The 25,353-nt window shown below is 42.3% G+C and carries 18 protein-coding genes and 1 tRNA gene; 13 read left to right on the top strand and 6 right to left on the bottom strand.

What is annotated here, in order from left to right; all coding sequences use genetic code 11:
* Positions 1–12: 12 nt before the first annotated feature.
* The 5 genes from ACO067_RS00610 (at position 13) to ACO067_RS00630 (ending at position 7,729) form a co-directional block, all read left to right on the top strand.
* Positions 13–2,664 carry a D-alanine--D-alanine ligase family protein gene (locus ACO067_RS00610; protein WP_421869214.1) on the top strand — a complete coding sequence of 884 codons (2,652 nt, stop codon included), beginning with the start codon at positions 13–15 and terminating at the stop codon, positions 2,662–2,664.
* A gap of 64 nt (positions 2,665–2,728) precedes the next feature.
* Entirely contained in the window at positions 2,729–3,580 is an 852-nt protein-coding gene (locus ACO067_RS00615; protein ID WP_421869217.1) for a PASTA domain-containing protein, read from the top strand.
* Positions 3,580–5,409 (top strand): T9SS type A sorting domain-containing protein, encoded by a 1,830-nt coding sequence (locus ACO067_RS00620; protein ID WP_421869220.1) that lies wholly within the window; start codon positions 3,580–3,582, stop codon positions 5,407–5,409. Before ACO067_RS00615 ends, ACO067_RS00620 begins: the two co-directional genes overlap by 1 nt.
* The gene (locus ACO067_RS00625) at positions 5,402–5,698 is read left to right on the top strand and encodes a rhodanese-like domain-containing protein (RefSeq protein WP_421869223.1); all 297 of its coding nucleotides are present in this window, start codon (positions 5,402–5,404) and stop codon (positions 5,696–5,698) included. The genes ACO067_RS00620 and ACO067_RS00625 overlap by 8 nt, the downstream gene beginning before the upstream one ends.
* 27 nt (positions 5,699–5,725) lie before the next feature.
* Positions 5,726–7,729, top strand: coding sequence for a choice-of-anchor B family protein (locus ACO067_RS00630; RefSeq protein ID WP_421869226.1), 2,004 nt, complete (start codon positions 5,726–5,728; stop codon positions 7,727–7,729).
* A gap of 1 nt (position 7,730) precedes the next feature.
* Here the strand turns inward: ACO067_RS00630 and ACO067_RS00635 are convergent, their stop codons facing one another.
* Together ACO067_RS00635 and ACO067_RS00640 are read right to left on the bottom strand one after the other, a co-directional pair.
* The gene (locus ACO067_RS00635) at positions 7,731–8,888 is read right to left on the bottom strand and encodes a site-2 protease family protein (protein WP_421869229.1); all 1,158 of its coding nucleotides are present in this window, start codon (positions 8,886–8,888) and stop codon (positions 7,731–7,733) included.
* Positions 8,881–9,510: an HAD-IA family hydrolase gene (locus ACO067_RS00640; RefSeq protein WP_421869232.1), complete on the bottom strand. Its 630-nt coding sequence runs from the start codon at positions 9,508–9,510 to the stop codon at positions 8,881–8,883. The genes ACO067_RS00635 and ACO067_RS00640 overlap by 8 nt, the downstream gene beginning before the upstream one ends.
* A gap of 243 nt (positions 9,511–9,753) precedes the next feature.
* Between ACO067_RS00640 and ACO067_RS00645 the strand changes: the two genes are divergently transcribed.
* Positions 9,754–9,827: transfer RNA gene (locus ACO067_RS00645), tRNA-Ile, on the top strand.
* 53 nt (positions 9,828–9,880) lie between these two features.
* Complete coding sequence (locus ACO067_RS00650) at positions 9,881–10,117, top strand: GIY-YIG nuclease family protein (protein ID WP_421869235.1); 237 nt, start codon at positions 9,881–9,883, stop codon at positions 10,115–10,117.
* A 261-nt stretch (positions 10,118–10,378) separates the two neighbouring features.
* On the opposite strand, the gene ACO067_RS00655 is transcribed toward ACO067_RS00650, so the two are convergent.
* Positions 10,379–10,633 carry a hypothetical protein gene (locus ACO067_RS00655; RefSeq protein ID WP_421869237.1) on the bottom strand — a complete coding sequence of 85 codons (255 nt, stop codon included), beginning with the start codon at positions 10,631–10,633 and terminating at the stop codon, positions 10,379–10,381.
* A gap of 232 nt (positions 10,634–10,865) precedes the next feature.
* Positions 10,866–12,224, bottom strand: coding sequence for a DUF4369 domain-containing protein (locus ACO067_RS00660; protein ID WP_421869239.1), 1,359 nt, complete (start codon positions 12,222–12,224; stop codon positions 10,866–10,868).
* 293 nt (positions 12,225–12,517) lie between these two features.
* On the opposite strand from ACO067_RS00660, the gene gltB reads away from it, so the two are divergent.
* Both gltB and ACO067_RS00670 read left to right on the top strand, forming a co-directional pair.
* Positions 12,518–16,996 (top strand): glutamate synthase large subunit, encoded by a 4,479-nt coding sequence (gltB, locus tag ACO067_RS00665; protein WP_421869243.1) that lies wholly within the window; start codon positions 12,518–12,520, stop codon positions 16,994–16,996.
* Complete coding sequence (locus ACO067_RS00670) at positions 16,996–18,471, top strand: glutamate synthase subunit beta (RefSeq protein WP_421869246.1); 1,476 nt, start codon at positions 16,996–16,998, stop codon at positions 18,469–18,471. The genes gltB and ACO067_RS00670 overlap by 1 nt, the downstream gene beginning before the upstream one ends.
* Here ACO067_RS00670 and ACO067_RS00675 read toward each other — a convergent pair.
* The gene (locus ACO067_RS00675) at positions 18,463–18,669 is read right to left on the bottom strand and encodes a hypothetical protein (RefSeq protein WP_421869248.1); all 207 of its coding nucleotides are present in this window, start codon (positions 18,667–18,669) and stop codon (positions 18,463–18,465) included. The two genes, ACO067_RS00670 and ACO067_RS00675, sit on opposite strands and share 9 nt — an antisense overlap.
* 111 nt (positions 18,670–18,780) lie before the next feature.
* Here ACO067_RS00675 and ACO067_RS00680 point away from each other — a divergent pair, with 111 nt between their 5' ends.
* The 3 genes from ACO067_RS00680 to ACO067_RS00690 all read left to right on the top strand — a co-directional run bounded on the left by ACO067_RS00680 (position 18,781) and on the right by ACO067_RS00690 (position 23,538).
* Complete coding sequence (locus ACO067_RS00680; RefSeq protein WP_421869251.1) at positions 18,781–19,689, top strand: hypothetical protein; 909 nt, start codon at positions 18,781–18,783, stop codon at positions 19,687–19,689.
* A gap of 94 nt (positions 19,690–19,783) precedes the next feature.
* On the top strand, positions 19,784–22,777 hold the full coding sequence (locus ACO067_RS00685) for an ATP-binding cassette domain-containing protein (RefSeq protein ID WP_421869254.1): 2,994 nt from the start codon (positions 19,784–19,786) through the stop codon (positions 22,775–22,777).
* A 32-nt stretch (positions 22,778–22,809) separates the two neighbouring features.
* A complete protein-coding gene (locus ACO067_RS00690; RefSeq protein WP_421869257.1) occupies positions 22,810–23,538 on the top strand; it encodes a YdcF family protein in 729 nt (242 codons plus the stop codon).
* 53 nt (positions 23,539–23,591) lie between these two features.
* On the opposite strand, the gene ACO067_RS00695 is transcribed toward ACO067_RS00690, so the two are convergent.
* Positions 23,592–23,918, bottom strand: a complete 327-nt coding sequence (locus tag ACO067_RS00695) for a hypothetical protein (RefSeq protein WP_421869260.1) — start codon at positions 23,916–23,918, stop codon at positions 23,592–23,594.
* A gap of 68 nt (positions 23,919–23,986) precedes the next feature.
* Between ACO067_RS00695 and hisS the strand changes: the two genes are divergently transcribed.
* Positions 23,987–25,351, top strand: a complete 1,365-nt coding sequence (gene hisS, locus ACO067_RS00700; protein WP_421869263.1) for a histidine--tRNA ligase — start codon at positions 23,987–23,989, stop codon at positions 25,349–25,351.
* Positions 25,352–25,353 lie beyond the last annotated feature (2 nt).

Genomic DNA, 25,353 nt, shown 5'->3' on the forward strand with positions numbered 1-25,353 from the left:
AATTTTACCCACATGAGAATAGGAATTATTTTTGGGGGTCAGTCGCGTGAGCGCGAGATCTCTTTTGCAGGTGGAAGAACGGTTTATGACAACTTGAATAAATCCCTTTTCACTCCAGTTCCTATTTTTATAGACAGTCTTGGCAATTTCATTTTACTGGACTGGCAGTATTTGTATAAAGGTACGATCCGGGATTTTTATCCGTCGGCAGAAACCTTGCCCCCTAGCCCTCATTTCTTCCAAATCTATGCCGAATCGCTTACCAATCAGGATGCCGTAGACAAGAGCATCTCTTCGGTAGGAAAGAAAATACAACCGGAAGAGCTCAAGCAACTCATTGACTTTGCCTTTCTGACCCTACACGGACCATTCGGCGAAGATGGAAATATACAGGGCATACTAGAGTGGTATGGCATACCTTACAGCGGGGCTGGTACGCTTCCGAGTAGCATTGGGATCGATAAGGAAATCCAGAAAAAAGTACTCAGTGATGCTGGTTTTGCTACGCCTGAGTTCCGCTCCGTACATAGGGATACATGGCAACAGACTCCGGATGAGGTGGTTTCCTCCATAGAAGCTCAGTTCAACTACCCTGTCGTGGTAAAAGCGCCTCATCAAGGATCGTCCATCGGAGTGTCCATCGCCTCCAACCAGCAAGAATTAATCGCGGGTCTTAATCGTTCGTTTTTCATTCAAAAAATAGATCCAAAAGAATGGAGTCAGAAAACGGACACAGAGAAGCGACTTTTCCTAATCTCCTTTACAGATATACGCGAGGGCCTTGGCTTTCCGGTACTTACGGAAGATTCCGTCATTTATCATCCTGAGGAACTCTGGTCATTTTTAGATCAGGCTACAGACACGGTGAAACTCCAGTCTCCGGATGGAGAAAACATGGTACTCATTGAGTCCTTCATTTCAGGAAAAGAGTTTTCTTGCATAGTGATACAGGGAGAGGATGGAGAGCCAATTGCCTTACCTCCTACCGAAATTCGCAAGTCTTCCGACCTGTTCGACTATCGATCCAAATACCTTCCTGGAATCAGCAGGAAGATTACGCCTATAAATCTTCCCGATGAGGATATCAAAAAGATAATGGATCAGTGTAAAAAGCTGTTTGGATCGCTACACAGTCAAGTTTATGCGCGCTTAGATGGTTTTTTTACTGATGATGGTAAGGTTTTCCTCAATGATCCAAATACCACATCCGGGATGTTGCCTTCTTCTTTTTTCTTCCATCAGGCAGCAGAAATCGGACTGAATCCGTCGCAGTTTCTGACTTACATTATTTCCCAAAGTATCAACGCAAGAATCACTAGCGGTAAACAGCTCTTCAAACTAAATAACCTGAAGGACACATTAAGAAATCGACTGATAGAAGAATCCAGGCACTCAGGAGAAAAAGTCAATGTAGCCGTGATCATGGGCGGTTTCTCATCTGAGCGACACATTAGTGTGGAAAGTGGTCGAAACATCTATGAAAAGCTGGCATCCTCAGAAAAGTATCATCCAATACCTGTGTTTCTTACAGGTGATGGGTCCAAACACCTTTTATTCCAACTTCCGATCAACATCATGCTAAAGGATAATGCAGATGATATCAAGGAAAAGGTAATTCAACATGGACCTGTTCACCCTATCACAGAGATGGTCAGAGCTCAAGCCAAAGGTATCATTGAGCTATTCAGCTCTAATGAAGCCACTGTTTTAGAGCAGCTGTCCTACACTCAGCTGGCTGATCGCATTGACTTTGCGTTTATCGCACTACATGGTCGACCTGGAGAAGATGGTGCCGTACAGCAAGAGCTTGAAAAATATGGCATTCCTTACAATGGATCAGGAGTGGAAAGCTCTCAGATCTCTATCAACAAGTATGATACCAATGAGCGACTAAAAGCTGCTGGCATAGCTGTAGCAGATCATGAATTGGTCTATCAAGATGCCTATCAACAGGACCCTGACAAGTGCATTGAAAACCTGCTGACCCGTTTTCAACTGCCGTTTATTGCAAAGCCAGCCGATGATGGCTGTTCGTCTGCTGTGAAAAAAATCAAAAGCCGTGAGGAACTGGTCGCTTTCTGCGAAATGATGTTTCGCCCGAATATGGAATTCCTCGAAGGACCAATGCGAACCCTTAACCTCAGACCCAACGAAGAATTTCCACAAAAGAACTTCTTTTTAGTAGAGACTTTGATTGATGCAAACGGTGCAGACCGATTCCTGGAAATTACAGGCGGAATGCTCACTCGCCTAGATAACGATGGCCACATTCAATATGAAGTGTTTGAGCCATCGGAGGCGTTGGCTTCTGGTGAAATTTTATCACTAGAGGAGAAATTTCTGGCAGGTGAAGGCCAGAACATCACGCCCGCAAGATTTGGAAATACCCAGGAAGAATACCAGAGAGTAGCACGCGAGGTGAAGGCCACATTAGAACAAACAGCCCGAGTAATCAATGTGGAAGGATATTGCCGGATCGATGCCTTTGTTCGAATCTATAAAGATCATGTAGAGACGGTCATCATTGAAATCAATTCGCTACCAGGAATGACACCTGCGACAGCTATTTTTCATCAGTCAGCACTCAATAATATGAAGCCTTACGAGTTTATAGATCAGATAATCGATTTTGGATTTAAGAAATCTGGTGTGACCAAAATCTAATCCAACTCATAAGGTGTCTTTTGATTATCTTCGAAACTTTGAGTAACCGGTTAGAACATTCACTATGTCAATATTGAAAATAAACACGTGGAAAGACGCCTTGATTCACTTGACTATCATGGTTGTGATTGCCTGTGTGCTGCTTTTTGGCTTTTTCTACCTATACCTTCCTTACGACACCAATCACGGGGAAACAATTACTGTTCCCGACGTGAGAGGCGTAGCTATGGAGGATTTGGATGATTTTTTAGAAGTTCGCGACCTGCGATATGAAGTGACTCCAGACTCCGGATTTTCATCAACTCAGCCTCCACTTACGGTATTGAAGCAGTTTCCTCTGCCGAACAGTAAGGTGAAGGAAAATAGAAAAATATACGTCACTCTCAATGCCGAAAAACCTCCTTTGGTTCGAATGCCCAAATTGGTAGGTGGATCGGTGAAAAACGCTCAATTAGTGCTAAAAACCTATGATCTAACCCGTGGTGAAATCAAATATGTAGATGATCTGGCGATGAATTACGTGCTGGAGCAGCGGCTGGATGGTCGGCAAGTGCTCGAGGGAGAACGAATTCCAAAGGGCTCTGTAATTGATCTGGTAGCCGGAAATGGATTGGGCAATCAGGCCCTCAATTCTCCAAACTTGTTGGGACTAGACTTAGAAAGCGCACAATTTGCGATTATTGGTTCAGGTCTAAAAATTGGTGAAACAAAATACGAGAAAGAGGGAGAAGCCGTTATCAAGGTAGAGCAGGACAATGGTGACTATGCTTATCGAAAAGAAAAGGTAGCTCCGGGATCCGTATTCAAACAGCAACCAGAACCCGGAGCAGCTATGCGGCTAGGGCAAATGGTCGACTTGTGGATCTACCGTCCCGACTCAATTAATACTAAGCCAACATTGCTTGATCAAGAATAGTGAGAATAGGTTTACTGACCATAGCCATCTTTTCATCTTTAGCGGTCCATGCTCAGCTGAGCATGAAACCTCTCCAGCGTAGCTTCAATCTAACAACTGCTGCTGACACCGTGGTGAATCTTCCATTTTGGGATGATTTCAGTCAGTCAGGGAATGCACCTGATACACTACTGTGGTCTTTTGGGCCCAATGTATACATCAACGCCACTTTAGGTCAGAACCCTCCTACTTACAAGGTAGCCACCTTTGATGGAATCACAGCTACTGGGTTGGCCTACGATATTCAGAATGAAACGAATGGTGCGGGTGATAGCTTGGTGAGTCAGCCTATCGACCTTACCAAAGTCAGTCAGGGAAATAGAAGCACCGTTTATCTCAGTTTTTTCTGGCAAGCAGGAGGTAATGGTGAACTACCTGACGAAAAAGATTCGTTGGTTCTCTATTTTAACAAACCTTTGACTGACAGCACTTTTGTGTGGGATCAGCGGTGGACAGTACGTGGAGGTGTCGCCACAGCACCATTCCAGCAAGTCCTTGTGCCAGTAGACAGTGCTGCCTACTTTCACTCAAAGTTTCGCTTCAAATTTGTTTCCTATAGCAGCCAACAAGGCCCTTTTGATACCTGGCACCTTGATTACGTCTACCTGAATGAGCATCGCAGTGCGAATGACTTCTACGAGTTAGATCAGGCGATTGCAGGTACTCCCTCGCTGCTGTTCGAACCTTACTATGAGCTGCCAGCAGAGGTTTTCTTTGAGAATCCTGATCGCTACTTAAGTAATCAACGCATATTTGTGAGCAATATGGAAAATGATGTAGATCCCACGGTTTACTTCTATTCCTTGCAAAACCTAACGACAGGTGAAGATTTTGGCACTTACCAATCCAATGAAGCCAGTCCCTTAAACCCCTTGGAAGTGCGAGAAGTAGCGGCTCCAGGATTCGGCTCCATCAGTATACCCGTACAGGAAGATCCGCTGGACTCTCAAGTGATTCAGAGCACCTTCAGATTTGCCTCGGAGAACAACCTCTTACAAGAGCAAACAGGTGCTGGAACCACTATCTCCTATCCCATCGATCTTAAACTAAACGATACCCTTCGCCAGCAATATTTGTTGCAAAATTATTATGCTTATGATGATGGGTCTGCTGAATTTGCCATTGCAATCAACGCCAATGGTGGCCAACTGGCTATCCAATACCTACTGGCCAAATCTGACACACTCACACACCTGGATATCTACTTTCCGAATATCGCTCCTGAGAGTGTTGGAAATAGCATTGACCTGGTGGTATGGGACGAATTGACAGACGATGGTATTCTAACTAAACAACCCTACACCATTCAGGAACCAGCTGGGGTGAATCAATTTACCCGAGTAAAACTCTCTGTACCTATCCTAACGCCTGATACGATTTATATCGGTTTTGAACAGCTTACTGAAAACTATATTGGTGTGGGTTTTGATCGTAGCAATGATGCTGCATCCAATAAAATCTACTCCAACACCACAGGTACCTGGGTACAAAACACACAATTTTCAGGTGCGATGATGTTTCGACCTGTCTTTGATTTTGACTCCACATTTTTCTTAAGTTCAAAACCTAAGCTTGTAGAACCCGTAGCTTATCCCAATCCAAGCTCAGGGGAAATCTTCATCAACGAACCTTATGACAAGATAGCGATTTTCGACTTGTCTGGTCATTTGATGAATCAGTTGGGTTACGCTCCATCACATCGACTATTATTGAAGGATGGAATATATTTGCTGAAAATCACCCACAAAAGCAACGTAACAACCCAAAAGCTGATTATTAAAAATGAGTGACATTCAACCCCAGGAACTAAAGCGTCGCATAGAACAAGGAGAAGAGTTAACGATATTGGACGTGAGAGAAACATGGGAATACGAAGAGTTCAATATCGGAGCCAGACTGTTTCCCCTTTACGAATTACCTAAAAAGATAGACCAGCTTGAGTCGATGAAAGACTCAGAAATCATTGTGCATTGCCAGTCAGGTAAGCGCAGTAACCAGGCTAAAAAATTCTTATCACAACACGGATTTTCTAAAGTAAGGTCATTGAATGGTGGATTAAACGCCTATCTTGAGGATTAATGGCATTATTATTGATCCCAAAGTGGTATGAAGCAATTAGTTCTAACCATCACCCTTTCCTTCATTTATCTAAATCTATTTGCCCAGTCTCCATGTGAAAATGGAATGGCCGGTGAGTACCCCTGCAATCAGATCAACTTGCTCGGTCATTTGTCCCCTGAAGATCTGGGTGCCCTACAGCACAATGGCTACTATTTAAATGACCTTTGGGGATGGACCGACCCGGAAACCGGCAAAGAATATGCTTTGGTTGGATTGGTCAATGGTGTAGCATTTGTAGATGTGTCCACTCCTACAGCGCCTTTCTATCTAGGAAAACTTCCAGAGCCTGAGACCGCAAATAACCGAATTTCAGAAGTAGCAGAAATCCAGCATGGCAAATCCACCTGGAGAGACATCAAAACGTATAAGAACCATGCATTCATTGTCAGCGATCTCAATTCAGCTCATGGCATGCAGGTTTTTGACCTGACCAAGCTCAGGGGGCTCGAAGGCACCACGCCTGTTACTTTCCAGCATGACTTTCTCTATGACGCATTCGGTTCCGTACACAACATTGTGATCAACGAAGCAACTGGATATGCCTTTGCCGTTGGGTTTTATGGAGGCAATCCATGTGGTGGAGGCATGCACATCATCAATATTCAAGACCCGAAAAACCCCACCTTTGTGTCGTGCTTTGATGCAGACGGCTATACACATGATGCTCAGTGTGTCATCTATGAAGGGACAGATACAGATTATCAAGGTCAGTCCATTTGCTTCAACTCTAATGAAGATACCTTTACCATTGTGAATGTGGAAGACCCATCTAGCCCAGAAATGATCAGTAGAACCGGCTATGAAAATGCTCAATACTCGCACCAGGGCTGGTTGACTGAAGACCATCGATTCTTCCTGATGAATGATGAACTGGACGAAAATGAATATGGTCACAATGCTAAAACGCTCATCTGGGATATTGCAGATCTGGATACTCCAGTACTCATTGGCAGCTATGTAAACAACGTCACATCCATTGATCATAACCTATACACCCACAACAACCTGGTGTTTGAGTCCAATTACTATAGCGGGTTGAGAGTGTTGAGTACAGATAGCATAGCATCTGGCCAACTACGTGAACGCGCTTTTTTTGATACCTATCCACAGGATGACGCCATTCACTTTGGAGGGTCCTGGAGCAATTATCCCTATTTTCAAAGCGGTACCATCATTGTGTCAGACATGAATAATGGATTATTCCTACTTAGCCTGGACTTACAAGAAGACCCTATTACGACCATGCCTGTAGATCAGGCTGATTGTACTGGAGAGGGATACGAATTTCATGTACAAACTAATGGTGATGTGACTTACCAATGGCAAGTATTTGATGGCCAGGGGTATTCAAACTTAGTTGATGACGAAACCTATTTAGGAACAAATTCAGCCACACTCAAAGCAGAGCAAAACACCTTTAATGAGGATTTGAGCTTTAGATGCCTGGTCACCAATTCAGAGGGTCAACAATTCTACACCTATCTGGTTGATTTTAGTGGAGACGGCACTGCCCCATTGGTAGATTTTGAAATCGGTCCATTTACATTTGGCGGTCCTGAACCAATACAGTTTACTAACCTTACCGAGAATGCCACTTCATACTTATGGGATTTTGGAAATGAAGACACCTCCACTGAAGAGAATCCCAGCTACCTTTTCGCTGGTGAAGGGACTTACGAAGTTACACTAACTGCGTACAATGACTGTGGCAGCAGTTCAATATCCAAAACATTCAACATTCTTACCGAAGCTGATTCGGACATTAAGGATCTCAGACTCTATCCCAATCCGGCTCAACATTATGTAAACATCTATACCGTAGATGCTGGAAGACTTTCAATCTATACGCTATCTGGAGATTTAGTTAAGTCTTTTGAAAAACATGCTGGTATCGACTATTTCAGAATAGACAACCTCGCAAAAGGGTCTTACATCGTACAAATCAAGAGTGATAAAGGAATCACTAGTGCTATGCTCATAAAACGCTAGATCAACTGATCGAAACGATGAAAGGCTGCGGACTAAACGATAGGATGAAAACAACCAGTGCAATCCAGCCGATTAGTTTTCTCCAGGAGTCAAGTGGCCGATTGTCAAACACAGGTGGGTGATTCACACCCAACACCCTTCCGAGAAGAAAGGCAAACAAAAGCCATCCGGAATATCCGCTAATGTGAAAAAGGGCATGCACCATAAACTGAGTAGTAAAAATGATGGCTGCAAACAACCATCTGTCTCGTTTAAGCTCAAACATGGACCTGGCACTCACATACAAAAAGTAGAGATATGCCAGGATCATGAGCAAATACTGAAGAGAGCTCTCAATACCCACATCTGCCAGATCCTCAATTGTAATCAACCCCAGTCCCGCATAGAAGATGAAGACCGTGAAGAGCACTTTAGAAATCATCGAGTGTCTCTTGGCCCCCAACAGCCCAAATAGAATATGCCCCCCGTCCAGCTGGCCAATAGGCAGTAAATTCAATGCAGTGAAAAATAGAGCCAAATAGCCTGCTAGAATATAGGGATAATGGATAATCTCATTAGGATTAGGCAGGCGTTCAGGGTCAGCAACATATTCTTTGAAAAACCAGAAGATCAAGTTGTCACCGAGATGATAAGAAACCATATTTTCTTCTTGATAGACGTGATCGGCATAGTCCAATCCATATTGCTCATACTCAGGATGCACCTCAAAAATATATTCTGGTTCTGGAAGATTGGTGAACCCATACCAGATCACTCCCATCGCCACCACAAATCCTGCTAACGGGCCACTCACACCCACATCAAAGTAGTGTTTGAGAGAGATGATTTGATCTTTGATCCGAATGAATGCCCCCATGGTACCAAAAGAAGGTGCCAATATGAATCCAAGCCACATGGGAATATAAAATGGCAAAGTGACATTGATCTTATGAAAGCGGGCAGTAAAGTAGTGTCCAAATTCATGAACTGTAAGAATCATCAAAAAGGGTATCGAAAACTGGAACCCACTAACGAAGGAATCCCAGGTCAGTTGGGCTTCCTTAGGTACCCAAAGAAGGTATTTGGACAGCATCCACTCGGTACCAGCCAGTGTGGTGGTAATAACAGTAATGATAAAAAGAGCCAGGTGAATGAGAAGCTGCTTCTGCTTTTTAGTCATAGCTTAGGATTTCAAAAATTTGATCAGGATGCATTACCTGTTGAGTTCTTATCCCAACCTCTTTTGCAGCTAATATGTTGTCTTCCCGATCATCCAAGAAGATTGTTTTTTCTGGATTTAATGAATTCTTAGCAAGTACAAACTCATAAATATCATGGTTAGGCTTGCGATAACCAATGTGGTGAGAGTAATAAGCAATATGCGCCAGATCCATCATTTTCATACCTATTCGCTCTTGCATGATGGCTTCAAATTTTTCCTCATGCATGGCGTTGGTATTACTAAGAATTAAGACCTGATGAGTTTCTTTGAGCTTGTTAATGAATTCCAGACGCTGTATTGGTATGTCTTTGATCATGAGGTTCCAGCCAAATTTGAAATCCTCATAGTTAATGCTAGTATTCATCTCCCTGCTCATTTCAGACGCAAAAGTCTGGTCATCAATCTGACCTGTTTCGTATAGAAAAAGATGTGGCGTATTCATCAACACTTCCTTAAGTCCCGCTCCGTCAGTTTTGGTAAGTCTTGAAAACTCCTCTAAAACAGCCCTGGTATTCAGATCTACTATAACTTCTCCAAGGTCAAAAATTATTGTATCTAATTCTGCTAGTCTGTGCTTCACTTCGTTGTATAATTAGCGGCAAATATCTAATATTGCACTCCCAAAACAAAGGCAGTCTGGAAACAGTGCTTTTGTTTACATCACATCGAGCCGAAAGCGAGAAAGTGGTGGTTAGAGCTAGCAACTCTGATGTAAAAAAACTGTAGGGGCTCTGAGGATTTACTGATGTATTTCGGAAAGTAAGGAGACATCCCACACGGACGAAAGTCCACAAAAACACTGTGATAGTTTCGGCTATCACACGGGCCTATAGCTCAGCTGGTTAGAGCACTTGACTCATAATCAAGGGGTCCCTGGTTCGAGCCCAGGTGGGCCCACCCCTTAAAGTCTGAAGAGCCGGTTGTCAGTGATAACCGGCTTTTTTCTTTATATGCATTGGTGTTATATCATTTTCAGCAAAAAACGTAATCGCTACTACATTGGTGAAACATCTGATGTGGCCAAAAGGATTTCTGAGCATAACACCGGCTATTATAAAGGAGCCTATACGAAATCCGCTGATGATTGGACAATTTGCCTCCAACTTGAATGCCTTGATAGATCACATGCACGAAAAGTTGAGACCTTTATCAAACGAATGAAATCAAGGAAGTTCATTGAAAAATGAATTGATAATAAAGAGCTCCAACTTGAAATATTAACCAAGAATCTCTAAGGTTTGAGCCCAGTTCCGAAGCTTCGGGAGGCCCACCCCTTAAAGTCTGAAGAGCCGTTTATCAGTGATAACCGGCTTTTTTCATTATGGAATATTTCGTTTACATATTATCCGCAGGAAACTATAAAAACTTTTACGAAAATCAGTTGCACTAAAAAGAAAAACCCGACCAATGGCCAGGTTCTCCTATCCTCTTCATATATAAAACTTTGATTAGTTAAGTCGCACCAATTCATTGGCCGACTTACCTGATTGTAATCTTCTTATCATCATTGTATGAATATTGATCATGCTATCAAGTTTCCCTAATCTTGATTCCCATAGATCGTTAGTCGTCTCCAGTGTAGCAGACTGCTTGAGTGCATGTCTTTTGATCACCTCCATACAATTGAGGTATTCTCGATGCTCGCTTAAGTTGAGGTTGTTCACTTCTGCAAGGTAGTCCAGGTAAGTATAGTTTTGCTTCATGCAAGTGCTGGTTAATTTGAAACAATAATTAACTTATGGCGGTGGACTTGAGAGAAAAGGTAATCATTTACTTCAAACCAAAAAAGACCTCTCTCGCTTTTTTAGAGCACAAAATATCACAAAATTGAGCTACACCACATTAACTGTCTGAAATACAATTATTTACAACAAAATCCTTTTAGTTAAGAATTAATCTAAATAATGGTTAAATAAACTTTTCTTAACACCAATATTAGATTCCCTCTCTATTTCTGATCAAATCCACGAACTGTCCGATCTCCAGTTTTTTGGCAATGATTCGTTTAGACCCATCCAACAGATAGACCTGTGGCGTGGACCGCACATTGTAGTAAACACGAAAGTAGCTTTTGCCTGACGGATCTATAGCATGGGTCCATTCTGGATTGGCCTGTGAAACAAATTTTTTCCATCGACCTACATCGGTCGTAGTGCACAATGCAAAAATGTTGACACCTAGCTCGTAAAAATCAGCGTCATGCTCTTCAAGTTTAGTGATGGCTTTCTTGCAGTGACCACAATCCGGATCATAAATAAATAACAATGTATAAGGCGACTCAATCTGCTGTAAGTACACGGGCTCCATCAACGTATCAACAATCCCTTCTATTGGTGGCGCCGGCTCACCAATAAGGTTGTGCTGCACGTACGCCACTTCTTCCCTGAGCTGTTTTCTATATTCATCAGATATCCAGTCCGCTCGACCATTCAAATAGTAATTTTTAGCCAGATGAATCATCACCGCATCCATACCCATAATTTTTGATTCCGCATACTTCTTAAATAGAGTTACCAGCCAGTACCTGTACAGCTCATCATTATCCCCTATCCTGGCAAACAACATATCAAGGCCTTTATTGATACTATCGGGAGACTGGATCAATAAATTATCAAAGTACTCCATCACTTTTGAATGAAGCAAAGGGGTACGCAACAGTTCAGAATTGGATAAGTCAATGCCGTCAAAGTAGTGAGCTACCATGTACTGATAGCTCTTTATGCGAGAGACAGAATCTGGTTCACCCTCGTAAGTAGGAGGCTTTATGATTCCCATTAGTCTTAAAAACTCAGCAGTAAAAGTCTCTGGATTGTCCTCTATCAGCTGATTTCTATAGTCAGTCATTTCTTTTGCCAGCGTCTTCAGTTCTGCTTGCGCTTCTGAATCAGCACTTTCCATCAGTCGTCGCTGATCAGCTTGCAAACGAATCATGGTCATTTGAAAGTCTTTGAACAAATCATTTTCTGAACTATTCGTCACCTTCAGTACTTTATAAGGTTCGGATGTAGCTGTTTTCAGAGTGTATGAACCTTCCTCCAGAATAAACTCAAAGTAGAAATTAGGGGAATACAAAAAATACACACCAGTAGTAGCGGAAGTCGTCAGATGAAATCGTTCATTATTCACTTCCAGTGTGTCCAATAGATACTTCTGGTTCCCAAAATGGTAGCCCACATAAATAGTGGAGTCCGAATATCCAGTTACCTCAAAGTCAATTTCCGTCTGAGAGGCGGCCGGATAGACAGCTAAAACACCTGAAATAGCGAATAGAAAGATTATATGTAAATGTTTCATGAGAGGCCAAAGATAAATTGGTAAAACGAACTGTTTATTGAAAGAATTTCAATCAATCATTGTTTCGCAGTATTTTTTACTGATTTTACACCTAAATGATTGTTTTATTAAGTAATTATCAATTTACCCATCCTATTTTTCTTGGATTTTGAAATTATTCAATCAAACAATATCAATATTATTAATATTAAAATAATGTTTGGCGTATTTATCATTTTAATACTTTTTATTTTATCTCTGCCTTCAAATTCAGTATTTTTAGGGTTGGTTTAACGATTAAAGCATAATTATTCATGTCAACTAAAGGACTGTATACCAAAGAGTTAGAGCACGATTCATGTGGAGTTGGGTGCGTGGCAGACATTAGCAATAAGCCATCGCACAAAACAGTGAAGGATGCGTTGACGATGTTAGAAAACATGGAGCACCGAGGTGCTACCGGTAGTGATGAAAATACCGGAGATGGAGCGGGTATCTTAGTGCAGGTTCCTCACCAGTTTTACAAAACCGAATTAGGAAATTTTGGAATTGAACTTCCAGAAAAAGGTTCATATGGTGTAGGGATGATCTTTTTCCCAAAACACTATCAGGTGCGCGAAGAGTGTCGCAAGGTTTTAAATAACTGCCTTCGAGACCTTGGATTGGAGCTAATTGGCTACCGATTAGTGCCTGTAAATGAGCAAGTTCCAGGTCATGAGTCCAAAGCAGCCGAACCTTACATAGAACAAATTTTCATCCAAGTCAACGAAGACCTTACTGAAGAAGAATTAGAGCGAAAACTCTTCGTACTTAATAATTATGCTACTCATGAGATCCGTAATAAAGTCATTAGCCAAAATGGTGACTTTTATATCTGTAGCCTTTCTGCACGAACGGTCATCTACAAGGGACAGCTTAAAACCGAGCAGCTGCAACAGTATTTTCATGACCTGCAGAACAAAGAGTTTAAATCAGCATTTGCGATTGTTCACTCAAGGTTCTCCACCAACACTTTCCCTAACTGGAAATTAGCACAGCCATTCCGATACCTGGCACACAATGGCGAAATCAACACCATTCGTGGTAATGTGAATAAAATGAAATCGAAGGAGGCGAACATGTCCTCTCCTCTTTTCTCGGAAAAGGAGCTTCAGTGGTTAATGCCAGTAACTGATCCAGCCAACTCTGATTCGGCCAACCTAGATGCACTCATAGAATTATTGGTTCTGGGTGGCAGATCTCTACCTCACGTGATGATGATGCTGGTGCCAGAGGCATGGCAAGACAACTCCCACATGGATGCTATGAAAAAAGCATTCTATAAGTATCACGCAGCACTTATGGAGCCATGGGATGGACCTGCAGCACTGTTCTTTACCAATGGAAAGCAACTGGGAGCCACTCTTGATAGAAATGGTCTGCGTCCGGTTAGATACTGCATCACCAAAGACAACCGACTAATCATGGCATCAGAAACTGGAGCCTTGCCTGTGAAACCTGAAAATGTCGTGGAAAATGGTCGTCTTCAGCCTGGTAAAATGCTCTGGTTGGACCTGCCAAACAACAAGCTGTACAAGGACGATGAAATCAAAAAGAAAATAGTAGAAAACAAACCTTACTTTGACTGGATCAAACAAGAGCGCATCAAATTGCGACTACTACCAGATCCTGAAATCAATGAAGAAAAGGTTAGCAAAGAATTACTTAGAAAGCAGCTTAAAGCCTACGGCTATACTCAGGAAGATTTAAAATTAACTGTAGGACCACTTGCTGAACATGCGAAAGAACCCGTTGGTTCGATGGGTGCTGACGCTCCACTAGCTGTACTTTCCAGACAAAGTCAGCATATCTCCAATTATTTCAAGCAGTACTTTGCTCAGGTGAGTAACCCTCCTATCGATCCGATAAGAGAGCGTTTGGTGATGTCACTATTCACTCGTGTAGGTGAGTCATTGAATATTCTGGACGAAACACCAGAACACACCAAGCAGATTCACATTTCTCAGCCAGTACTATCCAAAGAGGACTTCTACAAGTTGACCAATCAGAAGGCACTTGGGTTTGATTATGCAATAGTAGATGCCACTTACAAGCCCAATGAAGTAGATCTCAAGACTGCACTCAAGCAAGTATGTGATGACGCTAAAACTGCCGTTGAGGAAGGTAAGAAAATCATTATCGTTTCTAACCGAAACATTAATGAAGAACGCGTGCCAATCCCAACACTTTTATCAATAGGTGGTGTACACCATCATCTGGTTCAGAATAATATTAGAACCAATGCCGGCTTAATTGCCGAGTCTGGTGATGTCTGGGAAACACATCACTATGCTACGGTGGTCGGGTACGGTGCTAGTGCCATCTATCCATTCAAAGTATATGAAGCGATTCAAGATCTAATAGACGATGAAAAGTTAGACCCCTCAGTCCCACTTCAGACTTATTATGACAACTATGCCAAGGGAATTGGTGGCGGATTGTTAAAAATCCTTTCTAAAATGGGTATCTCTACCCTTCAGTCTTACCAATCAGCACAGATATTTGAATGCGTGGGATTAGGCTCTGAGATCGTGAACACCTGCTTCCGAGGCACTGTCAGCAGAATTGAAGGATTGACATTTGAAGATCTGGAGAAGGAATGTCTGATCAAGCATCATGCTGGGTTCGATTCTGACAACAAGCTATTAGAAATAGGTGGATATTTCCAGTGGAAGCGCAATGGTGAGGCACACCTGCTAAATCCAGAAACCATTCACCTCCTACAGAAATCTACTTCACTGAAAGACTATGGTTTGTGGAAGAAATACTCCGAGGCAGTACATATCCATCAGGAAAACACCATTACACTAAGAAGCCTCTTTGACTTCAAGAAAAGATCTTCAATTCCGATTGAGGAAGTAGAACCAGCAAGCAACATCATGAAGCGATTTGCCACAGGAGCTATGTCTTTTGGCTCAATCTCTCACGAGGCTCACTCTACTCTGGCAATAGCTATGAACCGAATCGGTGGTAAGAGTAATAGTGGTGAAGGTGGTGAAGATGAAATCCGATTTGAGCGCAAACCTAACGGTGACTGGGAACGATCGGCCATTAAGCAGGTAGCCTCAGGTAGATTTGGGGTAACAAGCAACTACCTAAAAGAAGCTGAAGAATTACAGATTAAGATTGCACAGGGAGCTAAGCCTGGAGAAGGCGGTCAGCTACCGGGACATAAGGTAGATGAGTGGATTGCTAAAGTCAGGCATTCAACCCCTGGTGTGGGATTGATCTCTCCACCACCTCACCATGACATCTACTCTATTGAGGATCTGAAACAGCTGATCTATGATTTGAAAAATGCCAACAGACATGCCCGAATCAACGTAAAGCTGGTCTCAGAAGCCGGTGTTGGTACAATAGCTTCTGGTGTCGCTAAGGCAAAAGCAGATGTGATCATGATCTCGGGAGCTGATGGAGGCACCGGAGCTTCTCCTTTGAGCTCCATCAGGCATGCGGGTCTTCCATGGGAAATTGGCCTGGCTGAGGCGCACCAAACACTCCTTAAAAATAACTTAAGAAGCCGCGTAGTAGTCCAAACAGATGGCAAACTCATGACTGGTAGGGACATTGCCATGGCTTGTTTGCTTGGTGCAGAAGAGTTCGGCTTTGCAACCACCGCTCTGATTGTGGAGGGTTGTATCATGATGAGGAAGTGTCATCTAAATACCTGCCCAGTGGGTATCGCCACACAGAAACCTGAGCTTCGCAAACTGTTTACAGGTAATCCAGATCATGTTGTAAATTTCTTCACCTTTCTGGCTGAAGAACTGAGGGAAATCATGGCCGAGCTCGGGTTCCGTACGGTAAACGAAATGGTAGGTCAGTCGAATGTGCTGAAGGTGAAATCTGAGTTGAATCACTGGAAACTTAAAAACATAGACTTCTCTCCTATCCTTCACCAGGTGAGTGTCCCCGGATCGTTTGGTAAGTACAAGCAGATCGATCAGCTCCATGGATTGGAAAAAGTACTCGACCGGAAGTTAATCGAAGATTACATTAAGAAGGGCTACAACAACAAAGAGTACAAGATTGTCAATGTGGACCGATCCGTTGGAGCCATGCTCAGCCACGAAGTGTCCAAATTATATGGAAGCAAGGGTGTCCAGCTCAACCAGTTCAATGTTAAGTTTAGCGGATCCGCTGGTCAAAGCTTTGGAGCGTTTTTAGCGCCAGGCATCAACTTTGAATTGGTGGGTGAAGCCAATGATTACTGTGGTAAAGGACTCTCAGGAGGCACCATTGTGGTAAGTGTACCGGAAGAAGCTTCCTTCCAGCCAGATCAAAACATCATTATCGGAAACGTAGCCTTCTATGGTGCTACATCCGGTAAAGCTTATATCAATGGTACTGCTGGTGAGCGTTTCTGTGTACGTAATTCAGGAGTTCAGGCCGTAGTAGAAGGCGTTGGAGATCATGGCTGTGAATACATGACAGGCGGAAAAGTGATCATCCTGGGTGAAACAGGAAACAACTTTGCTGCTGGTATGAGTGGTGGTGTAGCCTACATATTCGATACTACGGAAACTTTCAGAGACCGAGTCAATCCTGAAATGGTCGGACTGGATCCTCTGGACGAAACAGATATGGAATACTTGAAGACAGAAATAAAAGCACACCACGATTTCACTGGCAGTCAGTTGGCAGGTAGCATTCTGAATGACTGGGATCACATGTCTCAGTATTTTGTCAAGGTGATGCCGAATGACCTAAAACGTGTGTTGGAAGAAAGAAAACTTAAAGAAAAAGTAGCATAATGGGAGCAGTAGACGGATTTTTAAAATACAAAAGGGAGTTACCAAAAAGTAGAAAACCCGAATCAAGAATAGAAGATTATCAGGAAATATATGAGCCATTTTCTGACGAAAAGAAAAATGAGCAAGCTGCCAGATGTATGGATTGTGGTATCCCATTCTGTCACAGTGGCTGCCCATTGGGCAATCAAATACCTGATTTCAATGATGCCGTTTTCCACAAAGACTGGGAAGCAGCTTATGACATATTGACCTCCACGAATAACTTTCCCGAATTCACCGGCCGAATTTGTCCGGCTCCTTGTGAAGGTTCTTGCGTATTGGGGATTAACAAGGACCCAGTTGCCATAGAGCTAATTGAGAAGTCAATCATCGAAAAGGCATTTGAACTAGGGCTCGTAAAGCCTAATCCTCCTAAGCACCGCACTGGTAAATCAGTGGCTGTAGTTGGCTCTGGACCAGCAGGACTAGCAGCTGCTTCTCAGCTCAACAAAGCGGGTCATAACGTGACCGTTTTTGAGCGAGCAGACAAGATTGGTGGACTGTTAAGATATGGTATCCCTGATTTCAAATTAGAAAAATGGACTATCGACCGCCGATTGGAAGTGATGGAGGCTGAAGGTATTGTTTTCAAAACCAATGCCCACGTAGGTGTGAATGTGGATGTAAATGAGTTGAAGAGCAACTTTGATGCAATTCTACTTTGTGGAGGCTCCACAGTACCGAGAGATCTGCCGATCCCAGGTAGAGAGCTAAAAGGAATACACTTTGCGATGGATTTTTTATCTCAACAAAACAAACGCGTTTCTCAGAATCCTGAGATGCTTTTTAATCATAAAGGTGAAGAGTTACCTGAAGAACTGGTCGCCACAGACAAAGATGTGGTGGTTATAGGTGGTGGAGATACCGGTTCAGACTGTGTCGGCACTTCTAACAGACACAAAGCTAAATCCATCACTCAGATTGAACTCTTGTCTAAACCACCAGAATCCAGATCTAAAACCAATCCATGGCCAGAATGGCCTATGACACTGAAGACTTCATCTTCACATGAAGAAGGCTGTGATCGCGACTGGGCGGTATTGACCAAAGAATTTGTGGGCAATAAAGATGGCGAGCTTACCGGACTCAAAATCATAGATATTAAGTGGGGAGAGAATGGCATGGAGGAGATTCGAGGCACCGATCGGATTATCCCATGTAGCCTGGCATTAATTGCTGCTGGTTTTGTTCACCCTGAAAAAATTGGCATGTTGGAGCAGTTTGGTTTGGAAGTAGATGGTAGAGGTAATGTACAGGCCACTAATTATACGACTAACCAGAATGGTATCTTCAGCGCTGGAGATATGCGCAGAGGTCAGTCACTAGTGGTTTGGGCTATATCGGAAGGTAGAGAAGCAGCTAAAGCTGTGGATGAATTTCTACAAGGCACCTCTAGCCTACCATCCAAATCCAAATCATTCTATGAGCTAGCCTAAATCTCGTATTTCAAAATCCTGGCCTCTTCCATACCTGGTAAGGTCAGACATGAGATATGACTCTAGTGTATTTAAATCCTTTAGTTTGAAATCCTCGGGTGGCAACACTTCGAGGATTTCGAATTCATAGCGTTCACCAAAATTCACCAACCAATACTTTTGCCCCGCTCTCAAACTGCTATAACTAATTCCCGCCATTTAAACTTTAGTAGTTTTTTTGGTATAATTGAGTTTAATTTTGACTAACCTTTCAATCGGACTCAAAAAACATTAAAATTGAGAGCAAATAAAAACCTAACCATTGTAAAAATGAACAAGTCATTGCGATTTACACTAACGCTTATTGTTTCAGTTGCCTTTCTTTCAACCATGATCAGTTGTGGTGGAGGATCTTCCAAATCCTCAGCAGATGACGTAGCATTTGAAGAGGCAGAAAAGAAAATTGTGACGGATATGGATCAGGTGATCAAGGATCTACCTTCCCCTACCGAAGTGCCATACCTTTTGCAAGCTACAGGTGCTGACTTTAACAAGGATATAATTAACTCTTTAGACCGACTGCCTAAATACTTGACTAATGAAGATGAATCTGCTCTAAACCTTGGCATCTATGCCACTGACATGGGTTACCTTATTTCATACAAACAGTTAGAAACGGCAACAGATTACCTGGAGTCTTCTCAAAAACTAGCAGAGAGCCTTGGGGTTGCTTCGGTATTCAGCGTAGCTACCGTAGAGAAATTTCAAACTAACCTGGACAATCCAGATTCACTGAACAAGATTTTGAATCAATCCATTTTGGATGTGGAAGATCGTCTTGAAAGTGCAGATCGAGTATCTGTTGCTGCCTTGGTTTTAGCCGGTTCGTTTATTGAAGGGCTTTACCTGGCTATTGAGGTGATCGAAACCTACCCTAAAGATGTATTGGATGCCGACACTAGAAACCTCATTCTTGAGCCGCTAGTAAAGGTAGTACTGGATCAGGAGAAACCTCTTCTTGATGTAATTGGCCTCATGAAAGACTTACCAGATGATGACATCATCAATCACATGATCAATGAATTGGAAATCTTACGTGTGCTTTACGAAACTGACCTTGCTGACGTGCAGGAAAAAATAGCAAGCAACACGGGTGATTTTGTACTAACAGAATCCACTTTAAGTGGAATTAGATCTGAGGTCAAAAGAATCAGAACTGACATTGTTGAGTTTCAATAAACTCTGACCAACCTATCTTAAAAAAAAGCATTGGATGCAATTCCAATGCTTTTTGTATTTTTAGCCTTTCCTAACCTAATAAACACCACCGCTGATGAGCGAAGAAATACTCAATGCCATTATCAATCTCCTGGCTATTGTTGCAAGTGAGGATGATGTTACCTCTGATGAAAGAGCCTCTATTGAAACCTTCCTGAGAAATAACCTGAACGAACAAACCGCACTTGTTTACCTCAATCTTTTTGATGCTATAGCTGCCAATCAGTCAAGTTTGGGTAGTGAAGAAAATAGAATCAAAGACATCTGCCGAAGAATCAACAATGAGCAAACCGCACAACAAAAGGTTGTGATCATATTGAACCTGATCGTGCTGATAGCGGCTGATGGTAGAGTATCAGAAAGAGAAAAGAAACTACTCTACCTGATCTCTGAGGAAATTAATATTTCCAGTAGAATCACTGACTTGATTAAGGCATTCGTTCTGTTTCAGGAAAGGAGTAAAATAAGTTCTCGAAACATCCTGATTATTGATAATGGTAAGAATGAGCTACCAGAAAAGTGTAATCGAATAGTCCGAGAGTCCTTTGGGGATTTCCTGATGATCCTGCGCATACCTGAAGTGGGTGTTTATCTTGCCAAGCACATTGGTGAAGAAGTGGTGACTTTGAATGATGTCCCTATGCGGACCAACCAAATCTATACGCTACCAGTAGGAAGTACATTCAAGTTTAGAAATACCGTACCGATCTATCATAGTGAGATCGTAAACAACTTCAGAGATCTCGCGGAAAACAACCAGCTCACTTTTGTGGCAAGGGATGTGTCTTACAGATTCAAGAATGGAAATATTGGGCTCAGACATATTAACATTGAGGAGGAATCCGGCAGGCTGATTGCTCTCATGGGTGGTAGTGGCGCTGGAAAATCCACCCTACTCAACGTGCTCAATGGAAACGAGAAACCTTCAGAGGGCTCCGTTCGGATCAACGGAGTGGACATTCACCTCAATAAAAGCAAAATAGAAGGGGTACTTGGATACGTACCTCAGGACGATCTGCTGATTGAAGAGCTTACGGTATTTGACAACCTTTTCTATGCGGCTAAGCTTTGCTTTAAAGATCTCAATGATGGTGAATTGCAAAACCTCGCCACCAAAACACTAGAGTCATTAGGTCTGTATGAAACGAGAAATCTTAAAGTTGGCTCACCACTCGAAAAGACCATTTCCGGAGGTCAAAGGAAGCGTCTAAATATTGGTCTGGAACTACTGCGAGAACCCTCTATCCTATTTGTGGATGAGCCTACGAGTGGTCTTTCCTCCCGTGACTCAGAAAACATTATGGACTTGCTGAAGGAGCTTTCGCTAAAAGGTAAAATGGTATTTGTGGTGATTCATCAGCCTTCTGAGGACATTTTTAAGATGTTTGATAAGCTCCTGATACTCGACGTAGGTGGTTTTCAGATATACTATGGCAACCCAGTGGCTGCTGTGTCTTATTTTAAAAACATTGCGAAAATCGTGGATCAGAACTCTGGAGCTAATCCTGAGCAGATTTTCAATATCATAGAAACGAAAGTGGTGAATGAATATGGAAATTTCACCAAAGAGCGTAAAACATCGCCAAAGGAATGGCACGAATACTTCAAAAAACGAATTGAAATCAAACCCATCAAGGAAATTGATGCGGTTCCACCAAAAACGCTTCACATCCCCAATAAAATAAAGCAGCTTGGGGTTTTTACCGTTAGAGATTTCAAAAGTAAACTCAGTAACAAACAGTATCTGCTCATCAACCTCCTGGAGGCACCCGTTCTGGCATTTCTATTGGCATTCATTGTCAGGTACATGCCTGAAGATACCACCACGTACCACTTCAGCGAAAACATGAATATACCAGTTTTCTTCTTCATGAGCGTGATCGTGGCGTTGTTTATGGGATTGACAGTGAGTGCTGAAGAGATCATTAAAGACCGAAAAATACTCAAGAGAGAAGCCTTTTTGAACCTCAGTAGATTTAGTTACATCCTATCTAAAATGATCATATTGTTCGGAATCTCTGGGTTTCAGACCCTTACATTCATTTTGATCGGAAATTCCATTTTAGGAATCGAAGGTATGTTTTTCCCGTTTTGGATGATACTATTCAGTGTATCGTGTTTTGCCAATGTACTGGGACTAAATATTAGTGCCACTTTCAAATCTGCCATCACGGTCTACATCCTCATACCCCTTTTAGTGATTCCACAATTGATATTGAGTGGTGTTGTGGTCAATTTTGATAAGCTCAATCCGGTCATTACAACCGAAGACAAAGTGCCAATGATTGGTGAAATCATGGCCTCTAGATGGGCCTTTGAAGCGATGGCAGTCACACAATTCAAAAATAATGAGTTTGAAAGCGAGTTCTATCCCTATGACAAGATAATGGCTCAGTCAGAATTTAAAACCGGATACCTATTCCCTAGAATGACTGAAGAACTCGAGACCATCCATCATCAGGTGGCAGGAGATAACCAAGAGGAAATGAAAGAGCTCAATTATGTCTTAACAACTATTCGCAATGAACTAAGTAAAGAGTTGCAAAAAGTAGGAGCTGACAAATTTCAATACCTGGATCAGCTCAATACGAAAGATTGGAATGCGAAGGTCTATGAAGAAACACTTCTTTTCATACAGAAGCTGCAAGCCTATTATAACTTAAGATATAAAAAGGCTAATGAGGAAAAGCGTGAAATCATGGCAGATTATATCAAAACTGAAGCTGGACAGGAAGCCTACGAAGAAAAAAAGAAAAAGCATACCAACGAGGCACTGAGTATGTTGGTTAAGAACATGGGAACGGACCATCGAATAATGGAACATAATAATCACTACATTCAGAAGCTCTACCCTATTTATAACGATCCGGAGTTCCCGAATCACTCACTCGATTTCCGAGCCCAGTTTTACCAACCGACCAAACACTTTGCAGGTGTATGGTATGACACGCTCTACTTCAACATTGTAATGATCTGGTTCATGTCACTGATTTTGATGATTACGCTCTATTTTGATGTTTTTAAACGGATCGTCTCAGTGTTTGGATAATGTTTTTCGTAGCATCAAAAATTCTTTCCTTCTTGTATAACCCAATGGTGTGGATCATTGGGTTATTGCTTTTGGGGTTTCTCTCCAAAAAAAGCATTTGGCAAAAGTTGGGTAAAGGGATTGGAATGAGCCTGCTGGTTATTCTAACTAACCCGTTCCTATCTAATCTGGCGCTAAAACAACTAGAGTCACCTCCAAAACCAATAGACCAAATCCCCCTGGTTCAAACAGGAGTAGTCCTAGGTGGAATTGTCGCCTTTCGCGATGATACTGATCAAATACAACTGAATGGAAATGTAGAACGAGTTGAAGAAGCTATCGAACTCTACCATAGAAGCATTGTAAGCAGATTGATTTATTCTGGAGGTTCGGGTTCAGTAATGAATCCAGAAGAGAAAGAGAGTGTAGCTATGGCAGCTTTCATAACGACACGTGGTGTTAGTCCATCTGACTTGTTGCTTGAAAAGGATTCCCGAAATACTTACGAAAATGCGATTAGAACAAGTGAAGTTTTAGATTCTCTTGGCATGAAGAATCAACCCATCCTACTTATTACCTCAGCATTTCATATGAAGCGGGCGTTGCTTTGCTTCGAAAAGCAAGGTATTCAGGCGATTCCATATCCAGTGGATTTCAAAAGTGATTCCTGGAACTGGTCCTTTTCATGGATCATCCCAAGTGCTACCGCGCTTACTACCTGGGAGCTGATCATTCGTGAAGTGCTTGGTCTACTGATGTATCGTATGACTGGCTTTATATAGAAAAAGCCCTGACAACATTGCCAGGGCTTTTGATATCGTAAGTCAAAGGACTGTTACTCCTCAGATTTCTTCTTAGACTCTGCTTTTTTAGCAGGCGCTTTCTTTGCTGGAGCCTTTTTAGGCTTTTCTTCCGCAGGAGCTTCTGCTTTAGCTTCTTTCTTAGCTTCCACCTTTTCAGTTGCCTCTGCCTTAGCTTCAGCAGCTTCCTCCTTTTTAGGTGTAGCTTTCTTCGCAGGAGCTTTTTCGAAACTCTTCTTAATCTCCTCTACGTCCACATTTTTGATAGTAGGAACAGTGTTCAATCTTTTGATTGCATTAACCCTGTTTTTAGCTCTTGACTTATTTCTTCTACCTTTTCTTTCTAATCTTGTAACAGCCATTTTCTGATCATTTCGTTTTAACGAGGTGCAAATTTAGAGTATTAGTTAGTTTTGTCCAAAATTATTCTATGGCAACTTCAAAACCTTCATTACCGAAAGGAACCCGTGATTTCGGACCTGTTCAATCTGCGAAGAGATCGTACATCATCCAGACGATCAAAAGAAACTTTGAAAAGTACGGTTTCAATCAGATCGAGACACCCGCCATGGAGCAGCTATCGGTATTGACTGGTAAGTATGGTGACGAAGGAGATCAGCTATTATTCAAAATCCTCAACTCAGGTGATTATCTTAAGAAAACAACTACCGAAGAGTACACCGCTGGTAGTGCCTCCCTCCTTCCTAAAATAGCTGAAAAGGGCCTACGGTATGATCTGACTGTTCCTTTTGCCCGTTTTGTGGTGATGAATCAGAATGATATTTCGTTTCCATTCAAGCGATTTCAGGTACAACCAGTATGGCGTGCCGACCGACCGCAGAAAGGCCGCTATCGTGAATTTTATCAATGTGATGCAGATATCATCGGCACAGACTCGTTGGTAAATGAGGCAGAACTCACCATGCTCATTCATGATGTTTATGCTGATTTGGGTTACGGTGGGTTTGTTCTCAAAATCAATCATCGGGAAATCCTTATGGAGCTGGCAAGATATGCTGGCCTGGCAGGTAAAGAGATGCCATTCTGCGTGGTGATTGATAAGCTAGACAAAGTTGGTCAAGACAAAGTGGTGGATGAACTACTCGAGCTTGGAGCTAACAATGATCATCTCAAACAGGTCGTGACGGCTTTTGAAGGTCAGCAGGATGCCACTAAACAACTAGCGGATATCATTGCTATTATTGGGGAGAACAAGGGAACCATAGAGCTTCAAGAATATTTCGACTTTTTAAATCGATATGGGCAAAATGATTTAAAAATAGAATTGGACTTTAGCCTGGCGCGAGGGCTCTCCTACTATACTGGTATGATATTCGAAGTGAAGGCGACAGATGTTAAAATTGGCAGTATCACTGGCGGAGGAAGGTATGATAATCTAACTGGAGTGTTTGGAATGGAAGGAATGTCTGGCGTGGGTATTTCATTCGGTTTAGACCGGATCTATGACGTACTGGAAGAGCTTAACCTATTTCCATCATCATTGACCCAGTCATCAGATCTTTTGATTTCTCATTTTGATGAAGCGTGTATGAAACACGGGCTCAAACTCTTACGTCACCTGAGAAATGAAGCCATTCGTGCTGAAATATTTCCTGACACTGCTAAGATGAAAAAGCAATTTAATTACGCAGATAAAAAGGAAATTCCTTATGTACTTGTCATCGGGTCAGAAGAAATGGCTGAAGGCAAATATTCCCTCAAAAACATGAAAGACGGATCTCAAAATATGCTGAGTATTGATGAAATTACTCAACTCCTAAAGAGCAAAATTTAAAT

Origin of the sequence: Marinoscillum sp. (assembly GCF_965229915.1) — a bacterium.
Taxonomy (GTDB): Bacteria; Bacteroidota; Bacteroidia; order Cytophagales; family Cyclobacteriaceae; genus Marinoscillum.